This window comes from Fodinibius sp. GM108 (assembly GCF_058386985.1).
In genome coordinates, this window is the sequence record NZ_JBYEIR010000001.1 from 380,844 (window position 1) to 400,080 (window position 19,237).

Below are 19,237 nucleotides of genomic sequence, written 5' to 3' on the forward strand. Positions count from 1 at the left end.
AGGATTGTTTGAGTGAAGGTTTGAGTGACTGAATTATTGATTGGATAATAACCAACAATTCAACAAGTCAGTCAATCAACAATTACACCCCAGCCATCACCTTTTCAATTTCCTCACGCTCTTTCGGGACTGTCGTTAAGTTTTCGCACCCATCTTCAGTAATGATGATATTATCCTCGATACGAATGCCGCCGAAGTCCATCATATCGTTAAGTTTATCGGCATTTAGAAATTGAGAAACGTCATCATCTTCCAGGGCTGGTTTCAGCAACGCGGGTACAAAATAGAGCCCCGGCTCAATGGTCAGCACCATATCCGGTTGCAGAGTGCGGCGTGTCCGCAGATACTTAATGCCTGGTCGATCGCTCCGCTCTACACCTTTCGGATATCCACCCACATCATGGGTGTCAAGACCAATGAAGTGACCTAAGCCATGGGGAAAGAATAAGGCAAATACATCTTCTTTCATGAGATCATCAACCGTACCCTTCACGATTCCGGCATCTTTTAGTCCCTGCATCATTATGCGAGCCGCCAGTATATGGAGATCCTCCATTTTAACCTCCGACTTAGCTGTCTCAAGTACCTGCTTCAAAGCTTCCAGTACGGCTTCATAAACTTCAGCCTGTGTGTTCGTAAATTCTCCGTTAGCTGGATATGTCCGCGTAAAATCAGAAGCATATCCATTACATTCATATCCGGCATCGATGAGAAAGAGGTCGCCATCCTTAATTTCACGGTTATTCTCTACATAGTGCAGGATAGCGCTGTTTTCTCCCGATGCATAAATACCATTATAAGCATCCTGCATCAGGCCATTCTTGATTTGATGATAGTCGAAGACGGCTTTCATTTCGTGTTCGTACTTACCCGGCTCCAGTGCCTCAAGCACTGCTTTATGAGCAATGTTATTAACGCGTGCCGCCTCACGGATCTGATCTAGCTCCCAGTCGGTTTTAAACACACGGCAATGCGTGATGGCTTCATCCAAAGCATCCAGATCTATCGGCAGATCCCGCTCAAACTCTTCAATAAATTCTGCCTGTTCTTCATCTATGCAGTAAATTTTTTCGGGATTCAAATCCTTAAGCACTTCGGGCAGTTTCCCTTCGTAATGGAGATGATCGGGCTCATACTCCTTCTGATACTGTTCCTTAGACTTCACGCGTCCGTGCCACACTGCATACTGTGCGTCCCGGTTAGGGACAAACAAGTGATATTCTTGTTTTTGAAGATCTAAAATGAGATGACAATCCGGTTCATTCACTCCCGTCAGATACCAGAAGTTCGATTCTTGACGAAAGGGGAACTCATAATCTGTATCGTAGCGATACATAAGCTCGGCCCCTTTCATGTAAACAATTCCGGATTTTTCTTCATCGAGCAGAGAAAAAAGTTTTTGACGGTGTAAATGATGCATAAGCAATAATTTTATGAAAATGAGTCATTGAATTTACAGGAAAAAATATAGTCGGTAAACAGCGAGTGATAATTATTCAATATACTCGGTAAATAATTTATCTGCGGAACTAAAAATCTGTCCAATATTCTCCATAGAGGTCAAATCAAGATAATTATTTAAATCGAAAGTGCGGATGCCTTCCCTGGAATAAATAGAACTGTTTCCTTTTTTATCGGCAAACAATAGATCCAGGTTTATTTCCAGCACGGCTCGGTTTTCTCCATTTCTATTCAAAATGATAATCATTCGGTTGCCTCCATAAACAGTACATAGTGTTGTGAGGGCAAGCCGGCGTTGATCAGCAACAGATTTGACATGGTAATAATGATTCAGATCCACATCAGACGGGCTATTGCTGAAGCTTAAAAACCTGATTGCATTAGCTTCTTCAGGAAACCAAATTGTCGGGAGGATTTTCTCCAGCCAAACACGGAGGTCGGGCGATGCTTTTGATCCCATAAAGCCACGTTCCTTCCAATCTTCCAGGTTATATCCCGGAATTCCCGGATTATCATCCAGAATTCCGGGGCTCTGGTTCAGTTCTTTGATCTTTGCTGATTCTTCATCAATAGCATACCAGTAGTCGGCCACACCGTTGGTCATCAACAGATAGGGGGCCCCTACTTTTTGATTATAACGCGCCACCTGCTCGGCTGTTTTGGATGATATGGGTACATATTCTGCCTTGCATTCTACCAAGAGCCGCGGCTCAAATTGCTGGGTATAGCAAATAATATCCGTTCGCATCGATTTGTCTCCCAGGGCACCGATAGCTTCCTCTGTAGAGATACGGTGCCGAGACCATCCCCGCTGAATAAGTGACTCCATTATACGCAGGCGTACCCGTTCTTCGGGGCGATTTTTCAGCGCTTTTTTGTGGATGGGATTCCATAGCTTTTTTGTTCGATCACGCCATACAATCCGGGGATAGTTATGTGTAGCAATACTCATAAGCCAAAGATAGGAATGTTTTATGAACAGCCAACAAAGCAATAGACCACAGATAACACTAATAATGCAGATGACCACAGATACTTAGCCTGTGGAAACCTGTAGAATCTGTGTTATCTGCGTTCTAACAAAATTACGCCGCAGCTGCTTCTTTGGCCTCTTTCTCTTTATCCATCTGCCGATAGATAATCAGTTGTTGTCCAATTGAAACAACGTTGTAGATTAGGTAGTAGAGACTGAGCCCCGCTGCAAAATTGTTGAAGATAAATAACAGCATAAATGGGAAAATATACTGTAGCGCCTTCATGTTCATTCCCCCGGGAGCAGCTCCGCCACCGCCTCCGGGACCCATACCACCGGTTAGTTTACTCTGTGCGATCATCGCGCCGGTCATTAACAAAACAAATCCGGCAATTTGATCGCCCAGAAACGGAACGCTGAACGGCAGGCTCAAAATGTAGTCCGGAGCTGAAAGATCGCTAGCCCATAGAAACTCCTCCTGACGTATCATGATAGAGTTCTGAAAGAATCGCCACAGTGTAATCAGAATAGGTAGCTGTAACAGGTTCGGCAGACAACCGCCCAGCGGATTCACCCCTTCTTCTTTGTACAGCTTCATGGTAGCTTTCTGCTGCTTCTCTGGGTCATCCTCGTACTTCTCCTTGATCTCCTGCATCTTGGGCTGCAGCTCTTTCATGGCCGCCATACTGCGATAGCTCTTTTTGGTCAGCGGATAGAGCACCATCTTAATCAGGATAGCAAAAAGGATAATTGCCAGTCCGTATCCCATGTAGTTATCTACAAGGCCAAAGTAGGGGATGATCAAGTATTTAACTATAGGATCAGAAATCCAGCTAATCCAGCTATAGCCGGTATCGACCATATCATATGTACTGCCGTTATAAGCCTGTAGTGAATGATAATCCAGCGGACCTACGAAAAGATCAAACTGGGCACTGCCCTGTTGCGAAATATCTGTCGTGATAAACGACTGATAGCGGTGGTCGGTGGTAGAAAGATCAGTAGCCCCGGATTGTTCTCCAACCAGCAGGGCGCCTTGGGTAGGATTAGGTGTTTTGATAATCTGAGCAAAAAACTTTGTCCTCGTTGCCACCCAGTCAATAGTGCCATTGAAGTTTTGGGTATTACGTCCGGCTTCGCTGAGCTTAAGCTGCTCCATTACGCCACCGGTATACACATACGCAGAAGCATAGGTGGCTTCCGTTGTTTCGGGATTCTTTTCTGTAAAGTTGAGCGGCGATTTCCAACCAAAGTCGAACTCCTGACCGATAATATCTTGCTCGAGCCCTTCGAAGGATATATCGAGCTCCATCTGATGTGAGTCGCCATACAGGGTGTAGGTATAAACCAACCGCTTATTGTCGCTGATATTCAGCGCATATCGCACTTGCGCAGAATCGTCTTCGCCGATCGACAATTCGTTCTCCGGCGTCAGTTGTTCAAAAACCAGCTCATCAGTTTCCACGTTATAATTTTCGGTCGTAAGGAACCCCAGTGAATAAGTAGACTCGGTCGTATCTTTAATGAGCTGAACAGGTTGATGATTCCAGGTTTCATAATCCTTGAAAAGGATTTTTGAAGGGCCGGCTCCTACATTTGTGAATGTGGCTTCATACAGTGGTGTATTTACAGTTACTTTGGAAGTATCCGAGATACTGGCAGCAGAAAACATTCCCATTTCCTGCTGTTCTTCTCCTTCCTGACGCAGTGATTCTGGTTCGTTCTCTTCTGTTTGCTGCTCTCCAGCTTTCTGTGTTTCCGCAAGTGTATCCACCTCATGTTCCTGACTATCGGCTTGGGCAGCAGAAATACTATCTTGACGAGCCTGTTCGGCCTGTCGACGCTGTAATTCTTCTTGCGATGGCATGGTAAAATAGGCCCATGCAACCATGACAATAAAAATTAAAATTAATCCAGTTACGGTATTACGATCCAAAAGAAATCCTCAGTCTAAATTCTAATTTAACTTTTTTGCTTAGGTACAGGGTCATGTCCGCCCTTACTCCAGGGATGGCATCTCCCGATACGTTTTATAGTCAACCATAGTCCTTTTAACGCTCCGTGTTCGCGAAACGCTTGAATGCTATACTGGCTACATGTAGGATGATAGCGGCAACTGCTGGGCATCCAGGGTGATATGACCAGCTGATAAAGTCGGACAAGTCCTATAAATAAATACTTCATGAATTACCAGAAGAAATGGCAGGGAGTTGATTTTTAACTTCACTTAGTAAAGCTACAACATCTTTTTCCACTTCGGCGTAGGTTGCCCCCACCGTGGTGGCCATCAACGCCCCATGAAATGTTATTTGGGCTTCCTGCAAAGGTGCAGATAACATGTGTTGATTTTTGCGGTATGCTTCTTTGAGAAGCCGTTTCATACGATTTCGCTTATTTGCTTTACCCAGACTTTTTTTTACGATAAATCCCATGAGGAGACCGAAAGATGACTTATTAACAATTTGATATCGTAAATTTACCAATCCGCGTCTGTGAATATGTGCATCTTGCTCGAACAGACGCTTAAAATTCTTCCGGCCCCGCAGGATCTTTGCTCTGGGTAAGCTTAAATCATCTTTTGAAAATAAAGGACGTTTACTTCGGCCCTTTTTCATCACTAATTGTCAACTTGTGACGTCCTTTCTTGCGACGGTTCTTCAGCACTTTTCTTCCGTTCTTGCTTTTCTTACGCTTCCGAAAACCATGCTTTTTCTTGCGCTTCTTGTTGCTTGGCTGATACGTGCGTTTCATAGGTGATAATTTTTATTAAATATCCAGTTCTCAAAACAGTCCCATAACATAAAAATAAATTTAGACAATAAGAACCATTAATTATCGGTTAAATAGAGTGTGGAGCCAGTAAGGAACAGCAAGAAGCCGTCTTTATAATTAATAAATTTGAACAGGCTCTGCTTATACTGTAACTTTCATAAATCATAAAAATTGCACGAGTCAAGTAATACTCTATCTCTATGTTGGATACTATTGGTGATAAGGTAAGTGATTTGCTTACCAGCATTTTCGGAAGTAAAAGTGAACGGGACCTGAAAAGGCTTTGGCCCATCGTTGAAGAAATTAATGAGCACTACGAGGGCATGAAGGAGCTTTCTGATGAAGAGCTCAAGCAGAAAACAGAAGATTTTCGTCAAAAGATAAGTGAAGCCACAGAAGAAATTGCCCAGGATATTGAGGCTATAAAAGATACGCTGAACAGCAGTGAAGAACTTTCAGTTAATCGCCGGCGCGAACTAGCCGAAGAACTGGAAGAGCTAGAACAAGAGAAGACGGATACTATCGAAGATGTTCTCGATGAGATTCTTCCCGAAGCATTCGCTGTAATGAAAGATACCTGCCGTCGTTTTTTGGGTGAAAAGTGGATGGTAGGTGGCAATATGAACGAGTGGGGCATGGTACCGTATGACGTTCAGCTGGCCGGGGCTATAGCTATGCACCAGGGAAAAATTGCCGAAATGAAAACAGGTGAGGGTAAGACGCTGGCCGCTATCATGCCTGCATATCTGAACGCACTGAGCGGTCGCGGCGTGCATATCGTTACCGTGAATAATTACCTGGCAAAACGAGATGCCGAATGGAATGAACCATTGTTCAATTTTCATGGGCTCGAAGTAGATTGTGTTGATCTCTATGATCCTAACACACAACAGCGTCGCGAGGCTTATAAAGCTGATATTACTTATGGTACCAACAATGAATTCGGGTTCGACTATCTGCGCGACAACATGGTTGTGAATTCTGAACAGCTGGTACAGCGCGATCATAACTTTGCTATCATTGACGAGATTGACTCAATTCTTATTGACGAGGCCCGTACACCGCTTATTATATCTGGTCCGGTACCAGAAGATACGCGATCCCAGAAATTTGAGGAGCTAAAACCGAGAGTCGAATCTCTGGTAAAAGCACAGAAAAAGCTGGTCGCCAATTTTGTAAAAGAAGCACAGGAAGCACTGGATAACGGCAACAGAGAAAAGGCCGGTCTTGCGCTCTACCGTGCACAGCGCGGATTCCCAAAAAACAAAAAGTTCCGTAAAATGATGCAGATACCGGCTAATCAAAAGCTGGTACAGGAAACCGAATCATTCTATCTGCAGGATAATGCGCGCCGACTGCCCGAAGTTGACGAAGAGCTTTACTACTCGGTGGACATGAAAATGAATAACATCGAGATACAGGAGAAAGGACAGGATTTTATAACAAAATCCGATGAAAGTGAAGACTTTTTTGTAATTCCCGATCTCGGTACCGAAACAACTGATCTCAATGAGGAAATCGATGAGCTCAAAGAAGAGAAGATCCAGGAGATAAAAGATAATGACGAGTTCAGCGACGAGTATAAAGAGAAGAAGATTAAAGATGTTGAACAGGAAATGGAACAAGAGCGGGAGCGGCGTCTGAATGAGCTGCACCGGCTTTTTGCAGAGCGCAGTGATCGAATTCACACCGTAAATCAGCTGCTGAAAGCATACACGCTTTTTGAGCGTGAAGAGGAATATATCGTGCAGGAAGGCAAGGTTCAGATTGTTGATGAGCATACCGGACGTGTTCTCTCCGGTCGCCGTTATTCCGACGGTTTACACCAGGCAATTGAGGCCAAAGAGGATGTAAGCGTTGAAGCGGCAACACAAACATACGCTACGATTACGCTGCAAAATTATTTCCGAATGTACAACAAGCTTGCCGGTATGACCGGTACGGCTGCAACTGAAGAAGGAGAATTTCAGGAGATCTATGATCTGGATGTTGTTATCATTCCGACAAACGAGCCGGTTATACGCGATGATAAAGAGGATCTTGTATTCCGCACTAAACGCGAAAAGTACAATGCTGCAATTGAGCGGATTCGAGAATATCACGAGAAAGGTCAACCGGTGCTTGTTGGTACAACCAGCGTTGATGTGTCGGAGACCATTAGCAGAATGCTGAAACGTGAAAGCATTCCTCACAATGTATTAAACGCAAAACATCATGCGCGCGAAAGCGAAATTGTAGAAAATGCCGGTCAGCCCGGTGCCGTTACGGTGGCTACCAACATGGCTGGTCGTGGTACCGATATTAAGCTGGCACCCGGCGTCAAAGAGAAAGGTGGGCTGGCAATTCTAGGCACAGAGCGTCACGAATCACGGCGCATTGACCTGCAGCTGCGCGGACGTTCCGGTCGTCAGGGAGATCCCGGTGAATCGCAGTTTTTTGTCTCTCTTGAGGACGACCTGATGCAGCTGTTCGGATCGGATCGTGTAGCCAGTGTCATGGATCGTCTCAACTTTGAAGAGGGCGAAGTTATTACGCACTCATGGATCACTAAGTCACTGGAACGCGCACAGTCTAAAGTTGAGCAGAACAATTTCAGCATTCGTAAAAAGCAGCTGGAATATGACGATGTGCTTAACAATCAGCGTGAAGTTATTTACAAACGCCGTAAGCACGCGCTGGAGGGTGACGAATTGCGCAGCGATATCTATGACATGCTCGAAGATCTCGTCGAAAGCGTGGTTGAACAGCATTATCCGCAAGGCGAGTTAGATCAGCTTCGTGATGAAATTTTACGCTTTTTGGCTGTCGATATTCAGCTCGACCGAGAAGAGATGGGACAAAAAGGTCCGGACATGCTTATCGACCATATTATTGAGCGGGCATTTGAAGTGTACCGCCAGAAAGAGGAAATGATCTCAAAACCTCTTTACGAGGTCATTAAAAACATTAAGAATTCAGATGCCGAAGATAAACCCTCAAAGGTACAAGTTATCTTTACCGACGGCATCCGCCGTATGCGTGTAGTTGTTGATGTAGACGAAGCTTATGAAAACGAGGGGCGTGAGGTCGCCCGGGCACTTGAGCGAACAGCTGTACTCTCTACAATCGACAATAAATGGATGGATCACTTGCGTGAACTTGATGCCGTTAAGGAGGGTATCGGTTTGCGTGCTTTCGGTAAGAAAGATCCGCTCCTGGAATACAAGCGCGAAGCGTTTGAGATGTTCAAGCAGCTGCTCGATGAAATCAATCAGGAAGCTATTTCACTGATCTGGAAAGCTATCCCTGAAATGCAGGCCGACCAGGAGAAACTGAAAAAAGCACCCCAGGAACGCGCCAAAGTAGATATGAACAGAGCCGAAACACAACATTCTGATGCTACGAATATGGGCTTCAAAACAAATGCCCAAGAACGGCAGAACGGTGGTCAACAACAGCAACAGCGAAGCGACCAAAAACCACAACCGGTGACAGTGGAAGAAGAACCGGGCCGTAACGATTATGTAAAAATTCAGAATATGAGCAGCGGCGAAGTCATCGATATAAAATGGAAAAAAGCTAAGCGTATGATCGAAGATGACAGCTGGGTGCTTATTGAGAAATAGTTGAGTGTACTAACGTATGGAGGTACTTGGAATAGATATTGGCAGTTATGGTATCAAAGGATGCATTGTAGATACCGAAAAGGGTGAAATTATATCTGAACGAAAAAGTACGTCGCCACTTCAGGATACCACGCCGCATAAAATCTTGGCAAAGATGCACCAGATTGTTAAAAAGGAGTTTCAGTGGGATGGACCCGTCGGTTGTGCATTCCCGGCTCCGGTTAACAAGGGAATTGTACTGTCTGCCAAGCGGATAAATGATTCCTGGGTGGATGCCGACGCCGAACAGCTGTTTTCCGAGATTACCGATAATCCTGTTTCAGTTATTAATGATACCGATGCCACTGGAATTGCTGAAATGAATTTTGGTGCCGGACAGAAGCAAGATGGTCTTACTATTGTACTTACTGTGGGTACAGGTATTGGCTCTTCACTTTTTATGGATGGACGATTGGTACCCAATTCTGAGCTTGGTTTGATGGAGATCAGAGGAATTACAGTCGAAGAAAGAGCATCCAATAAATCCCGGAAAGAAGAAGGCATCCGAAAAAAAACGTGGGCCAAACGACTACAGCTTGTACTTGAGCATTTCGAAAAAATATTTCATCCCAATCTTTTTATCCTGGGCGGACAACTAAGTCGAAAAGCCGAAAAGACATTTCCGTATATAAAAATTACGACTACTTTTAAACCAGCCAGTTTTCAAAATGATGCCAGTATCGTAGGGGCTGCCATGATTGCTACTGATAAAAAAGACAAGGTATTTTATCGGTAGCGAGTATCTTCGTTAAAGGAGTGATTAGAACCTTACCGGATGCTATGAGTGATTTGCAAGGATTCAGCCAAGCTAGCTCTCCGACTTTTCGGCCTGCTATAGATGAAAAGTCTTATATGCATAAGTTTCTTTCAGGATTAACCTCCCTGGCACTCTTCCTCTTTTTATTATCGATACTTCTTGTATTGGCTTTTCGCTGGATTGATCCGCCTACAACCTCATTTATGGTTCAGCGTCAAATCGAAGCCTGGAGGGCAGAAGAAGATTTTGAACTGCAGTATCAGTGGACGGAATGGGGGAGTATTTCACCGGCTATAAAAATGGCCGCCATCGCCTCCGAAGATCAAAATTTTGCTGTACACTGGGGATTAGATATCAACTCTATTCAAAAGGCGATTGATGAATATGAACGCGGAGAGGGGTTGCGTGGAGCGAGCACTATTACACAGCAAACAGCTAAGAATTTATTTCTCTGGCCGAGTCAGTCGTATCTTCGAAAAGGTATTGAAACTTACTTTGCGCTTCTCATGGAATTATTTTGGCCGAAAGAGCGGATTCTGGAAATGTATCTGAATATTATTGAATTTGGCGATGGGATCTATGGCGTACAGGCTGCCTCCCAAGCTTTTTTTGATACCGTTCCTGCAGAGCTCTCGGAATGGCAAAGTGCTTTGATGGTTACCGCCCTTCCGGCACCTAAACGGTACGATTTGGCAAATCCCTCAAATTATATGATGGAGCGGCGGATGTGGGTACTACAGTATATGGATTTTCTGGGCAATGCCACTTATTTGGATAGGTTAAAATAGTTTTCAATTCAGGAGGTGGATGGTTCGCCTTCGTTTCCTTGCGGTAGAGTCCAGGCGTGGACGCCTGGACTAGTAGAATTTTAAGCTCATTAATAAAACCCACTCGGGTGCAAGCGTTCGCTTGTGCTGAATATCTGAAAGCCGGAGCAGAGCTCCCTCAAAACGACGATCTCTCTTGGGTACTATTGCGGAAACTATAACCCATCCTATCTCCCTTCAGTCGCTCTGCGCCTGAAGGTTAAAAGAACGCTCTGCGTTCTATCATTTAATTTTTAAGATAGACTATTATTATGCGGAGCGCAACATGCTTCTCCCTCTCTAACATATGAGAGCATCGGGACGAGAGGAGATAACAACCTTATCTCGTTGTGCTGCTCCGCTGCAAAACATAAACGTGTTATGCTTTCGTCTTGGGGCAGAGCGTCGTGACGAGATTGTAGCTTTAACGCCTGAAGATGAATCATCAGGCTAAGAAGCAAAACCGAAGTTCACTTTAGTGAGCTTTTAATGAATTCTTAGCCCACGGATTCATCCGTGGGTGAGAATGGGTAGCTTCAAAATTCCAGCTTGAGTGAAAGCGAGAGCAGAGCTCCCTTAAAAAACGCTCTCTCTCCTGGGGGTCATTGCGGACATGGTGTATTCGGTGGGGGTGATCCGCAATCTCGTACGGCAATAACTTTAAATCCTATTCAGGATTATACCAGCGTTTAAATTTCCTCATTCCTATGTTGTCAGCTCTTACTTTTGCATTCCCAATTGGTTAAAACAATCGCCGGAGCAGCTCCCTCAAAGTTAGAAGATACCCTGGTAAAAATTTGTTGCTTCCTTGCCCCTCTCACAAATCCTTTATTTATTTCCGTTACAAAAAGAACGGATGGACAACAAATGAAACAGCTCTCGACACTTTTTCTGGCGCTCTTCGCGCTATTATCATTCACCAGTACTAGTAACGGACAGGCCGGGCTCGATACGCTTAGTCTGGAATCAATATTTTATGATCCGTTATTAGCAGGCAACCGACCGGATTTTACTACTTTCTCTCCGGATTTATCTCGCGTCTATTATCAGGCTAACGATTCATCAATGTCAAAAGAAGTATATTACCAAGTTGATCTGAAGGGGCAAAACAGAGAAAAGGCGCCTGAAGATATCAACTATCGATATAGAATATCTCCCGATAAGAAAAAACTTGCTTACACCGAACAGGGAGATATCTGGCTGGCTGATCCGAATTTTGAAAACAAAAGGCAGCTCGTAAAATCTGAATCCCGGGAATATAGTATTACCTGGGGACCCAACAGTCAGCGATTGGCTTTTGTCCAGAACGGCGATGTCTGGATTATTGATATTGATTCTGCCATGCTTATCCAGGTTACCAGCAAAACAGATGATGATCCCAGCTATAGCATTATTGACTGGGCGGGAGAAAATAAGCTTATTCTTTCGCAGAGCGATACTTCGGATTATGAAGAATATTACTTTCCTGAGTACGTGAGTAAATATGTTAAACCTGGCACAACACGCCGGGGCGTATCTCGCCGCATTATTTCAGTAGCAAAACTCGATACAAATGTCGTTGAAGAGCTATATGAAAAAAAAGGATACGTGAACACCAGCATAAGTGCCGACGGTAACTATCTGGCTGTTGATGCCATGGGTCCGTCGATGAAAAAACGCACGACCAAGATTTTGGACTTCGAAAAAAGCAATTGGACTACTGTTTTTGAGGATTCCACTGATGGCTGGCTCTTCGGCACCGATCTGGCATTTGCACCCGAGGGTGATAAGCTGATGATCCAATCCGAAAAAGACGGCTGGAATCATATTTATACCGTCGATGCCGATGGCAGTAATCTCAGGCAGCACACGAAAGGGAACTATGAAGTACCATGGGCAGAATGGACAGGCCCCAACTCAGTTATCTTTGCATCTACGGAAGTGGATCCCGGGGAACGGCATATCTACGAGCTGGATATTAAAAATAATAGCGTCAGCAAGCTGACGACGATGACAGGTTTTCGTCAGAATTTTAAACTCAGTCGTGATAATCAGCATTTGGTATATGTGTACAGTTACTTCAACGAACCATTTGAGCTGTATGCACTGAATCTGCAGAATCCCAAAGAAGAGACTCGTCTTACGCAGACTATTCCCGAGCGATTCTATGATATTGACTGGCAGCAAGAAGATTACATCCGGTTTACCGGTCGCGATGGTGAAACCGAACTTTCTATGTCAGTATTAGAACCGCATGATTGTCAGGAGGAGGAGCAGAATCCCGTCGTTGTTTTTGTGCACGGCGCCGGCTCGCTGCAAAACGTTTACAAGGGATGGTCGAACAACTACTACCGCGAATATATGTTCCACCAGTTTTTGAATGCTCGCGGCTATTATGTGATCGAAGTGGATTACCGCCACAGCACCGGGTACGGACGTGATTTCCGCGAAGATGTCACCAATTGGATGGGCAGATACGAAACGCAGGATATTGTGGACGGCATAGAATATCTGGCGGAACATCATCCTGATGCTGATACCAGCAGTGTCGGAATTTACGGTGGCAGTTACGGCGGATTTATGGCACTCTATGCCACCAGCACAGAGCCCTCATATTTTGATGCCGCTGCGGCCTTGCGTGCTGTCACTAATTGGGAGAATTATTATCACACCAATCCCTGGTACACTCAACCACGACTAGGGATACCTGAAGAAGATTCAGTGAATTATGAACGCAGTTCCCCCATAAGTTACGTTGATGAGCTGGAAGATCCGGTGCTTATTTTACACGGACTGATCGATAATAATGTTGGCTTTCAGGATGCAGCCCAATATATTGATGAGCTGATAAATGCCGGTGACAAGAATTTTGATATGATGATGTACCCATCCGAACGACACAGTTTTAGAGATTCCGATGCCTGGTACGATGAGTATACGCGCATTTATAAATTCTTTGAAGAACACCTTCGCAGTACTTCGAGCACAATGATGCCGACTGGAACCAAATAACAATAATTAAGGGTTTTAACTGTTTCTTAATAATCTAGTATACATTAGTTAGTACATGACTTTCTCTCTTGCCATTGTAGGTACTGTAGTGGTTGCGCTTTTTGTAGTGGATATGCTACTCTCTGCGCCGAAATATGTCGATGATACGTCTGACCATTTTAATGGCAGAACATTTGAAAATCCCAATGAAAACGGAACCCATCACTTCGGTGAGGTGCTAAAATGGTGGTTCAGCGGTAATGATAAAGGGGTGTGGAAAAAACTGGAAAAGCACAATCTGCCCCGGTTCGAATCCCCAAAAGAAAAGGTCAACGGACGCGAATACCGAATTACGTTTGTCAATCATGCGACCTTTTTGTTACAGGCGGATGGGCTTAATATACTTACCGATCCTGTTTGGAGCTACCGTGCCAGTCCCTATCAATGGATCGGCCCCAAGCGAATGCGTCCACCGGGTATTGCTTTCGATGATCTGCCTCCTGTAGATGCAGTACTAATCAGCCACAATCATTACGATCATCTTGATATAACGACCATAAAGCGGCTTCAGCAACAACACGATCCGGAGTTTATTGTACCGCTGGGCGTTGAGAAATTTTTGCACTCCCACGGGATTAGCAAAACGGTTCATCTGGATTGGTGGGGCAAACATGAAATAAGCAATAGCCTTCCATTGACAGCAGTGCCGGCTCAACATTTTTCCGGTCGTGGATTGTTTGACCGGAACCAGACTCTTTGGTGCGGATATGTGCTGCATGCCTCGCGTGGTAATATCTATTTTGCAGGAGATACAGGTTATGATGATTTTGTAAAAGAGATTGGAGACCGGTTTGGTCCCATGATTACTTCACTACTGCCTATTGGGGCCTATAAGCCACGCTGGTTTATGAAGTCGATTCACATGTCGCCTGAAGAGGCCGTAAAAGCCCATCGTGAATTGCAGTCGCAACAGAGCTTTGGAATGCATATCGGTACTTTTCCAATGGCTGATGATGGAATGGAAGAGCCGATTAAAGACTTGGCTGCTGCCAGAAAAAAATATGGAGTTCCCGAACAGGAATTTCATGTGCTTACAGAAGGAAAATATCACAAAATTCAAGCCTTGGACCCCGCTGAGGTTGCTTGAGATTATAGTGCTGCGGATTCCAAAGACTGTTCGTTGATATAGTTCCTGTATTTAAGTACTCTTTTGTATGCCAATGAACAGAACCTTCTTATATGCTAATCATCAGAGTAGCCATAGTTTTGTCGTTCCTGACTTTAATCTCCTCAAACCTGTCGGCCCAAACTTCCGTTTCTGTTTTTTCCGGTACTGTTACTGATTCCAAAACAGGGGAGCCTTTACAGGGCGTCAATGTTTTCTTAGACGGTAGTACTTCTGGTAGTTCGACAGATTCATTAGGCAAGTACACTTTTCACACCTCTCTGACTGGTGATCAACGGCTGGTTTTTAGTTTCCTGGGATACAAAACGGACTCACGAACAGTTGAAGTCAGTAAGGGGGACACCCTTAGCTTTGATAGCCAGCTGGAGCCCCAGACAGTAAATTTAGAGGAATTAAAAGTTGTTTCTTCCAATAAAGAATGGAAGCAAGACTATAAATATTTTGAAACTGAGTTTATTGGAATAACCGATTTTTCAAATCAAACAGAGATTACAAATCCTTGGGTTTTAGATTTTGATAGGAGCAACAACACATTAACCGCTACTGCCCAACAACCGCTGGTCATCATAAATCGTGCTTTGGGATATAAAATCCATACCGAACTTGTCCAGTTTAAATGGGATACCAGAAGACGGACGGGCATTTATAAAGTTTATACTCAGTTTGAGGAGCTGCAGCCTGAGAATAAAGATGAAAAGATAAAGTGGATAAGGAACAGGGTATCGGCCTATTACGGTTCTAAATCTCACTTTTATAAAGCTCTTTACAAAAATGCTCTTGAAGATAGTCGCTTTTCTCTTAGATATGATCATAACCTGAATCGAATATCAGAAAGTAAGCTAAAATCTGAATTCCTCTCATCCGGAAGAGGAAGATATAGTTTGCCAAAAGGGATGAAAGCTTACAGATTGAATGGAAGAGTCGAAATCAGATATAGTCGGATTCTAAAGTATCAGGTTGGTGAAGAGTCCGTATCTAGTCGACTGCGAAAAAAAGCGGCGATCGAACCTGCAAAAAAGGATAATTTATTTTACCTGAAAGAAGGTGGAATCTTAGAAGACCCTGCTTCTGTACGAGTTTTTGAGGATTGGGCGGATAGCAGAATGGCGAATGATCTTCCAATAGATTATTCGCCCAAATGATAAATTATCTCGTTCTGATGCTCTGCGTCGGAACAAAGGGGAAGACGCTCTGCATCTGGTGATCTATGACCGCCAGCCACGTGGAACAATCGGGGGGGGCGCAGAGTCAGCCGGATTGAAGATAACGATTTAGAGATTTGGTACCTCTTAAATTACCAATCGTTAATCATTGTTCTTAAATCATATTCTTAAGATCGTGTTATTGCTATAGACCCACGATCCGCCGCCTTGCCGGATTGGATAACAGATTCACTTAGGTATTTTTGCAAAGCCCTATTGATCAATTCCAGCACCAAATTTACCGCGAAATTGGGCTTCATTTTTTGTAGATTAATCCGTTGTTTATAGCAATAACTTCCAGCTCAACAAGATCTCCGGATGTCTGATCACTATCGCGCGTTAACTCGCACATATCGCCCCACATCGTTTGATGAGATTGTATCGCAAGAGCACGTCAGCAGCACGTTGAAAAACGCGATCAAGAAAAACAGGCTGGCCCATGCCTATATGTTTTGCGGTCCGCGGGGCGTGGGTAAAACAACGATGGCGCGTGTACTGGCGCGTACGGTAAACGAAATAGATCAGCAGGTAGATGGAGAATCACTCAATCAGACGCTTAATGTCGTTGAGATTGATGCTGCCTCGAATAACAGCGTAGATGATATCCGTGATCTCCGTGAACGAGTACGCATTCCCCCGCAAAACGGGCGATACAAAATTTATATCATTGACGAGGTGCACATGCTCAGCAAGTCGGCGTTTAACGCCCTGCTGAAGACGCTGGAAGAACCGCCTGATCATGTGATTTTTATTTTTGCCACGACCGAGCCACACAAAGTGCTTCCAACTATACTGTCGCGCGTTCAGCGTTTTGACTTCAAGCGCATCAGCGTAGATCAAATTGTAGAACATCTTGATGAGGTAGCCCGGAAAGAAAACATCAATATCGATGAAGAATCGCTGCATGTAATTGCGAAAAAGGCCGACGGCGCACTGCGCGATGCTCTGGGACTGATGGATCAGGCCATTGCTTTTTGTGGTAATGAAATTCAGCATGAAGAGTTGCTGCGTGCCCTGAACGTGGTAAGCACCGAGCGTATGTTCGATTTTATGGACGCTGTTGAAGAGCAGGATGCCAGCCGGGGACTTGATCTCATCAATGAACTACTGCAGGAAGGATATGATATCCAGGAATATTTGGTGGGATTAACTGAACACCTTCGAAATTTGTATGTGGCGCGAAGTTCCGCAAAGATGCACTTGGTGGAGGCTTCACCCGAAACCAAAAAGCGGTATAAAAAGGCCTGCGAAGCTTTTTCTGAGGATGATCTGATGCGCATGCTGCATATCGTTAGTGAGGCACAGTACAAAATCAAGGAAGCGCATCAGCCGAAAATACAGTTCGAAATTACATTGCTGAAGCTCATTCATATGGAGCGGACGCAGAATCTCAATACGCTGCTGACGGGGCTTGAGGATTTAAAAAAAAAGCTCAATAATCAGGAAGAATTAGTAGATTCGGATTCTAATGGCTCATCTCCTGACTCCACAGAGGAGCAACAAAAAGCTTCATCTGATCCGGATTTCGAATCAGCAACGACTGAAATAGATCAGGATCAGCCAAAACCGACAGTTTCTTCATCATCAGAAAAGAATGATTCTGCCCCATCGGTTGCTGAGGAGCCGTCACAACAATCGGTAAATCAAGCTGATACATCTGGAAAAGCTCCGTCTAATCCTAAAACACAGGAAGATACGAATGGTAATCAAAGTACTGAGGAAGCTGTAGGCAGTACAGATGATTCCAGCGTACATGTGATTGAAGAGGAGCAAACAGATGAGGATGATGATTTTAAAAATCTGTTTGGGAAATCGTCTCTGGAAAGTAATGAATCTTCAAATGGATCTAAATCGAAATCGAAAGCCAATCAACAGCCCGAAACGAAGACGGCAACGGCTGAAAAGCGGGCTCCGAAGGATGTGTCACTTGAGGAGATTGAAGAATATTGGGATGATTATCTGGATGATCTGCGACAGCATGTGCCTCAAATGTTATATTTCCAGATGCAGCGGGTGGATCCCATTAAGCTGGAAAAGGGAGAGCTTGTTTTGCGCTGCAATGATGATTTTGCGAAGAAAATTGTGGATGAGAATAAACGACGTCTCGGTAAGTTTTTAGAGGATGAAATAGGGGCTTTTCTGAATTTCAGATCCATCGTGAAAAAAGAAGAATCGGATGCGGAAGAGAATATGAGTCCCTATGAGCGCTTTAAACAGCTCCAGGAACGCGATCCGAAAATTAAAAAGCTCGTTGAACTATTTGGAGCCGAACTTGATTACAATTTGAACCAGTAATAACTCGATAGTTCTAAATATTGATCTATACCATGCTGAAATTGTTTTGGTTTTTAGGGGGATAGAAGAACTGAAATAAAATCAGGATGATATAGTTTTAAAAAGTCTTATTAATCTAAAACCTAGTGTTATGAATCAGAATATGGCCGACATGTTCGGGAAGTTTTCCGAACTGCAAGAAAAAGTGGAAGAAGCAAAACAGGAACTTTCGAAGCTCGAAGTTGAAGCTGAAGCGGGCGGCGGTATGGTTAAAGTCAGAGCCAATGGACAGCGCAAAATTTTAAGTATTGAGCTCGATGAGGATGTTATTGATCCCGATGATGCTGAAATGATGGAAGATCTTGTCGTGGCCGGTGTTAATAAGGCGCTGGAAAAAGCTGAAGAGGCTGCGCAGCAGAAAATGCAGGATACCTATAAAAATATGATGCCCGGCGGCGGACTTCCCGGGATGGATCTCAGCAAATTAGGACTCTAATTGTTGAATGTTGCACGTTTAAAGTTGAAGGTTACATTAACCTTCAACATGTAACATTCAACCTTTAACTAGATATATGGAAGGAACTTCGGAAATACTGGAGCAGGCCATTGAGCAGCTGGCCAAGCTCCCGGGTACGGGACGCAAATCGGCGCGGCGTATTGCACTTTATTTGCTCAAACAGGATGAAGGATCTGTTATGAAGCTGGCCGAGGCACTTGTGAACCTTAAAAAGTCGATTACCCGTTGCTCAACATGCGGGGTCATCAGTGACGGTGATCCCTGCTCTATCTGCAGCAATGCCAAACGGCAGACGGGGCAAATATGCGTGGTTGAGGAATCGCAAGATGTTTTCTTGATTGAAAAAACGAATGAGTTTCGGGGGCGATATCACGTACTCGGTGGGGTTATCTCACCACTTGATAATATCGGGCCGGATGACGTACGCATAAAACAACTGATGCAGCGTATCAATGACGATGACGAGCAGATCGACGAAGTCATCCTGGCTCTTAATCCCGACTCCGAAGGTGAAGCCACTTCGTACTATATCAATAAATTGCTGAAGCCGTTTGACAGCGTAAAGGTCACGCGAATCGCTTATGGAATTCCGATGGGAACGGAACTCGAGTTTATTGATGAGGCCACGCTTGGACGAGCTTTTGCCAGCCGCAATACTTTTTAATAAATCGAAAC

15 protein-coding genes are annotated in these 19,237 nt (G+C 44.3%); 9 read left to right on the top strand and 6 right to left on the bottom strand.

Features of this window, described 5'->3' with window-relative positions; translation table 11 throughout:
- Positions 1-82: 82 nt before the first annotated feature.
- The 6 genes from ACT3ID_RS01790 to rpmH form a co-directional block, all read right to left on the bottom strand.
- Positions 83-1,420, bottom strand: coding sequence for an aminopeptidase P family protein (locus tag ACT3ID_RS01790; protein ID WP_491540260.1), 1,338 nt, complete (start codon positions 1,418-1,420; stop codon positions 83-85).
- 72 nt (positions 1,421-1,492) lie between these two features.
- Positions 1,493-2,413 (bottom strand): type I restriction enzyme HsdR N-terminal domain-containing protein, encoded by a 921-nt coding sequence (locus tag ACT3ID_RS01795; RefSeq protein ID WP_491540261.1) that lies wholly within the window; start codon positions 2,411-2,413, stop codon positions 1,493-1,495.
- 133 nt (positions 2,414-2,546) lie between these two features.
- Positions 2,547-4,370: a membrane protein insertase YidC gene (yidC, locus tag ACT3ID_RS01800; RefSeq protein WP_491540262.1), complete on the bottom strand. Its 1,824-nt coding sequence runs from the start codon at positions 4,368-4,370 to the stop codon at positions 2,547-2,549.
- A 26-nt stretch (positions 4,371-4,396) separates the two neighbouring features.
- Entirely contained in the window at positions 4,397-4,618 is a 222-nt protein-coding gene (gene yidD / locus ACT3ID_RS01805; RefSeq protein ID WP_491540263.1) for a membrane protein insertion efficiency factor YidD, read from the bottom strand.
- Positions 4,615-5,049: a ribonuclease P protein component gene (locus tag ACT3ID_RS01810; protein WP_491540564.1), complete on the bottom strand. Its 435-nt coding sequence runs from the start codon at positions 5,047-5,049 to the stop codon at positions 4,615-4,617. The genes yidD and ACT3ID_RS01810 overlap by 4 nt, the downstream gene beginning before the upstream one ends.
- Complete coding sequence (gene rpmH / locus ACT3ID_RS01815) at positions 5,030-5,185, bottom strand: 50S ribosomal protein L34 (RefSeq protein ID WP_491540264.1); 156 nt, start codon at positions 5,183-5,185, stop codon at positions 5,030-5,032. The genes ACT3ID_RS01810 and rpmH overlap by 20 nt, the downstream gene beginning before the upstream one ends.
- A gap of 221 nt (positions 5,186-5,406) precedes the next feature.
- Here rpmH and secA point away from each other — a divergent pair, with 221 nt between their 5' ends.
- The 9 genes from secA (at position 5,407) to recR (ending at position 19,226) form a co-directional block, all read left to right on the top strand.
- Entirely contained in the window at positions 5,407-8,811 is a 3,405-nt protein-coding gene (gene secA / locus ACT3ID_RS01820) for a preprotein translocase subunit SecA (protein ID WP_491540265.1), read from the top strand.
- Positions 8,812-8,827: 16 nt separating this feature from the next.
- Positions 8,828-9,586 carry a polyphosphate--glucose phosphotransferase gene (ppgK, locus tag ACT3ID_RS01825; protein WP_491540266.1) on the top strand — a complete coding sequence of 253 codons (759 nt, stop codon included), beginning with the start codon at positions 8,828-8,830 and terminating at the stop codon, positions 9,584-9,586.
- A gap of 44 nt (positions 9,587-9,630) precedes the next feature.
- The gene (gene mtgA, locus ACT3ID_RS01830) at positions 9,631-10,395 is read left to right on the top strand and encodes a monofunctional biosynthetic peptidoglycan transglycosylase (RefSeq protein WP_491540267.1); all 765 of its coding nucleotides are present in this window, start codon (positions 9,631-9,633) and stop codon (positions 10,393-10,395) included.
- Positions 10,396-11,280: 885 nt separating this feature from the next.
- Positions 11,281-13,404 carry an alpha/beta fold hydrolase gene (locus tag ACT3ID_RS01835; RefSeq protein ID WP_491540268.1) on the top strand — a complete coding sequence of 708 codons (2,124 nt, stop codon included), beginning with the start codon at positions 11,281-11,283 and terminating at the stop codon, positions 13,402-13,404.
- A gap of 55 nt (positions 13,405-13,459) precedes the next feature.
- The gene (locus ACT3ID_RS01840; RefSeq protein ID WP_491540269.1) at positions 13,460-14,530 is read left to right on the top strand and encodes an MBL fold metallo-hydrolase; all 1,071 of its coding nucleotides are present in this window, start codon (positions 13,460-13,462) and stop codon (positions 14,528-14,530) included.
- Between the two features lie 92 nt (positions 14,531-14,622).
- Positions 14,623-15,711 (top strand): carboxypeptidase-like regulatory domain-containing protein, encoded by a 1,089-nt coding sequence (locus ACT3ID_RS01845; protein WP_491540270.1) that lies wholly within the window; start codon positions 14,623-14,625, stop codon positions 15,709-15,711.
- Positions 15,712-16,089: 378 nt separating this feature from the next.
- A complete protein-coding gene (gene dnaX, locus ACT3ID_RS01850) occupies positions 16,090-18,066 on the top strand; it encodes a DNA polymerase III subunit gamma/tau (RefSeq protein WP_491540271.1) in 1,977 nt (658 codons plus the stop codon).
- Positions 18,067-18,196: 130 nt separating this feature from the next.
- Positions 18,197-18,541, top strand: coding sequence for a YbaB/EbfC family nucleoid-associated protein (locus ACT3ID_RS01855; protein WP_491540272.1), 345 nt, complete (start codon positions 18,197-18,199; stop codon positions 18,539-18,541).
- Between the two features lie 76 nt (positions 18,542-18,617).
- Positions 18,618-19,226: a recombination mediator RecR gene (recR, locus tag ACT3ID_RS01860; protein WP_491540273.1), complete on the top strand. Its 609-nt coding sequence runs from the start codon at positions 18,618-18,620 to the stop codon at positions 19,224-19,226.
- Positions 19,227-19,237 lie beyond the last annotated feature (11 nt).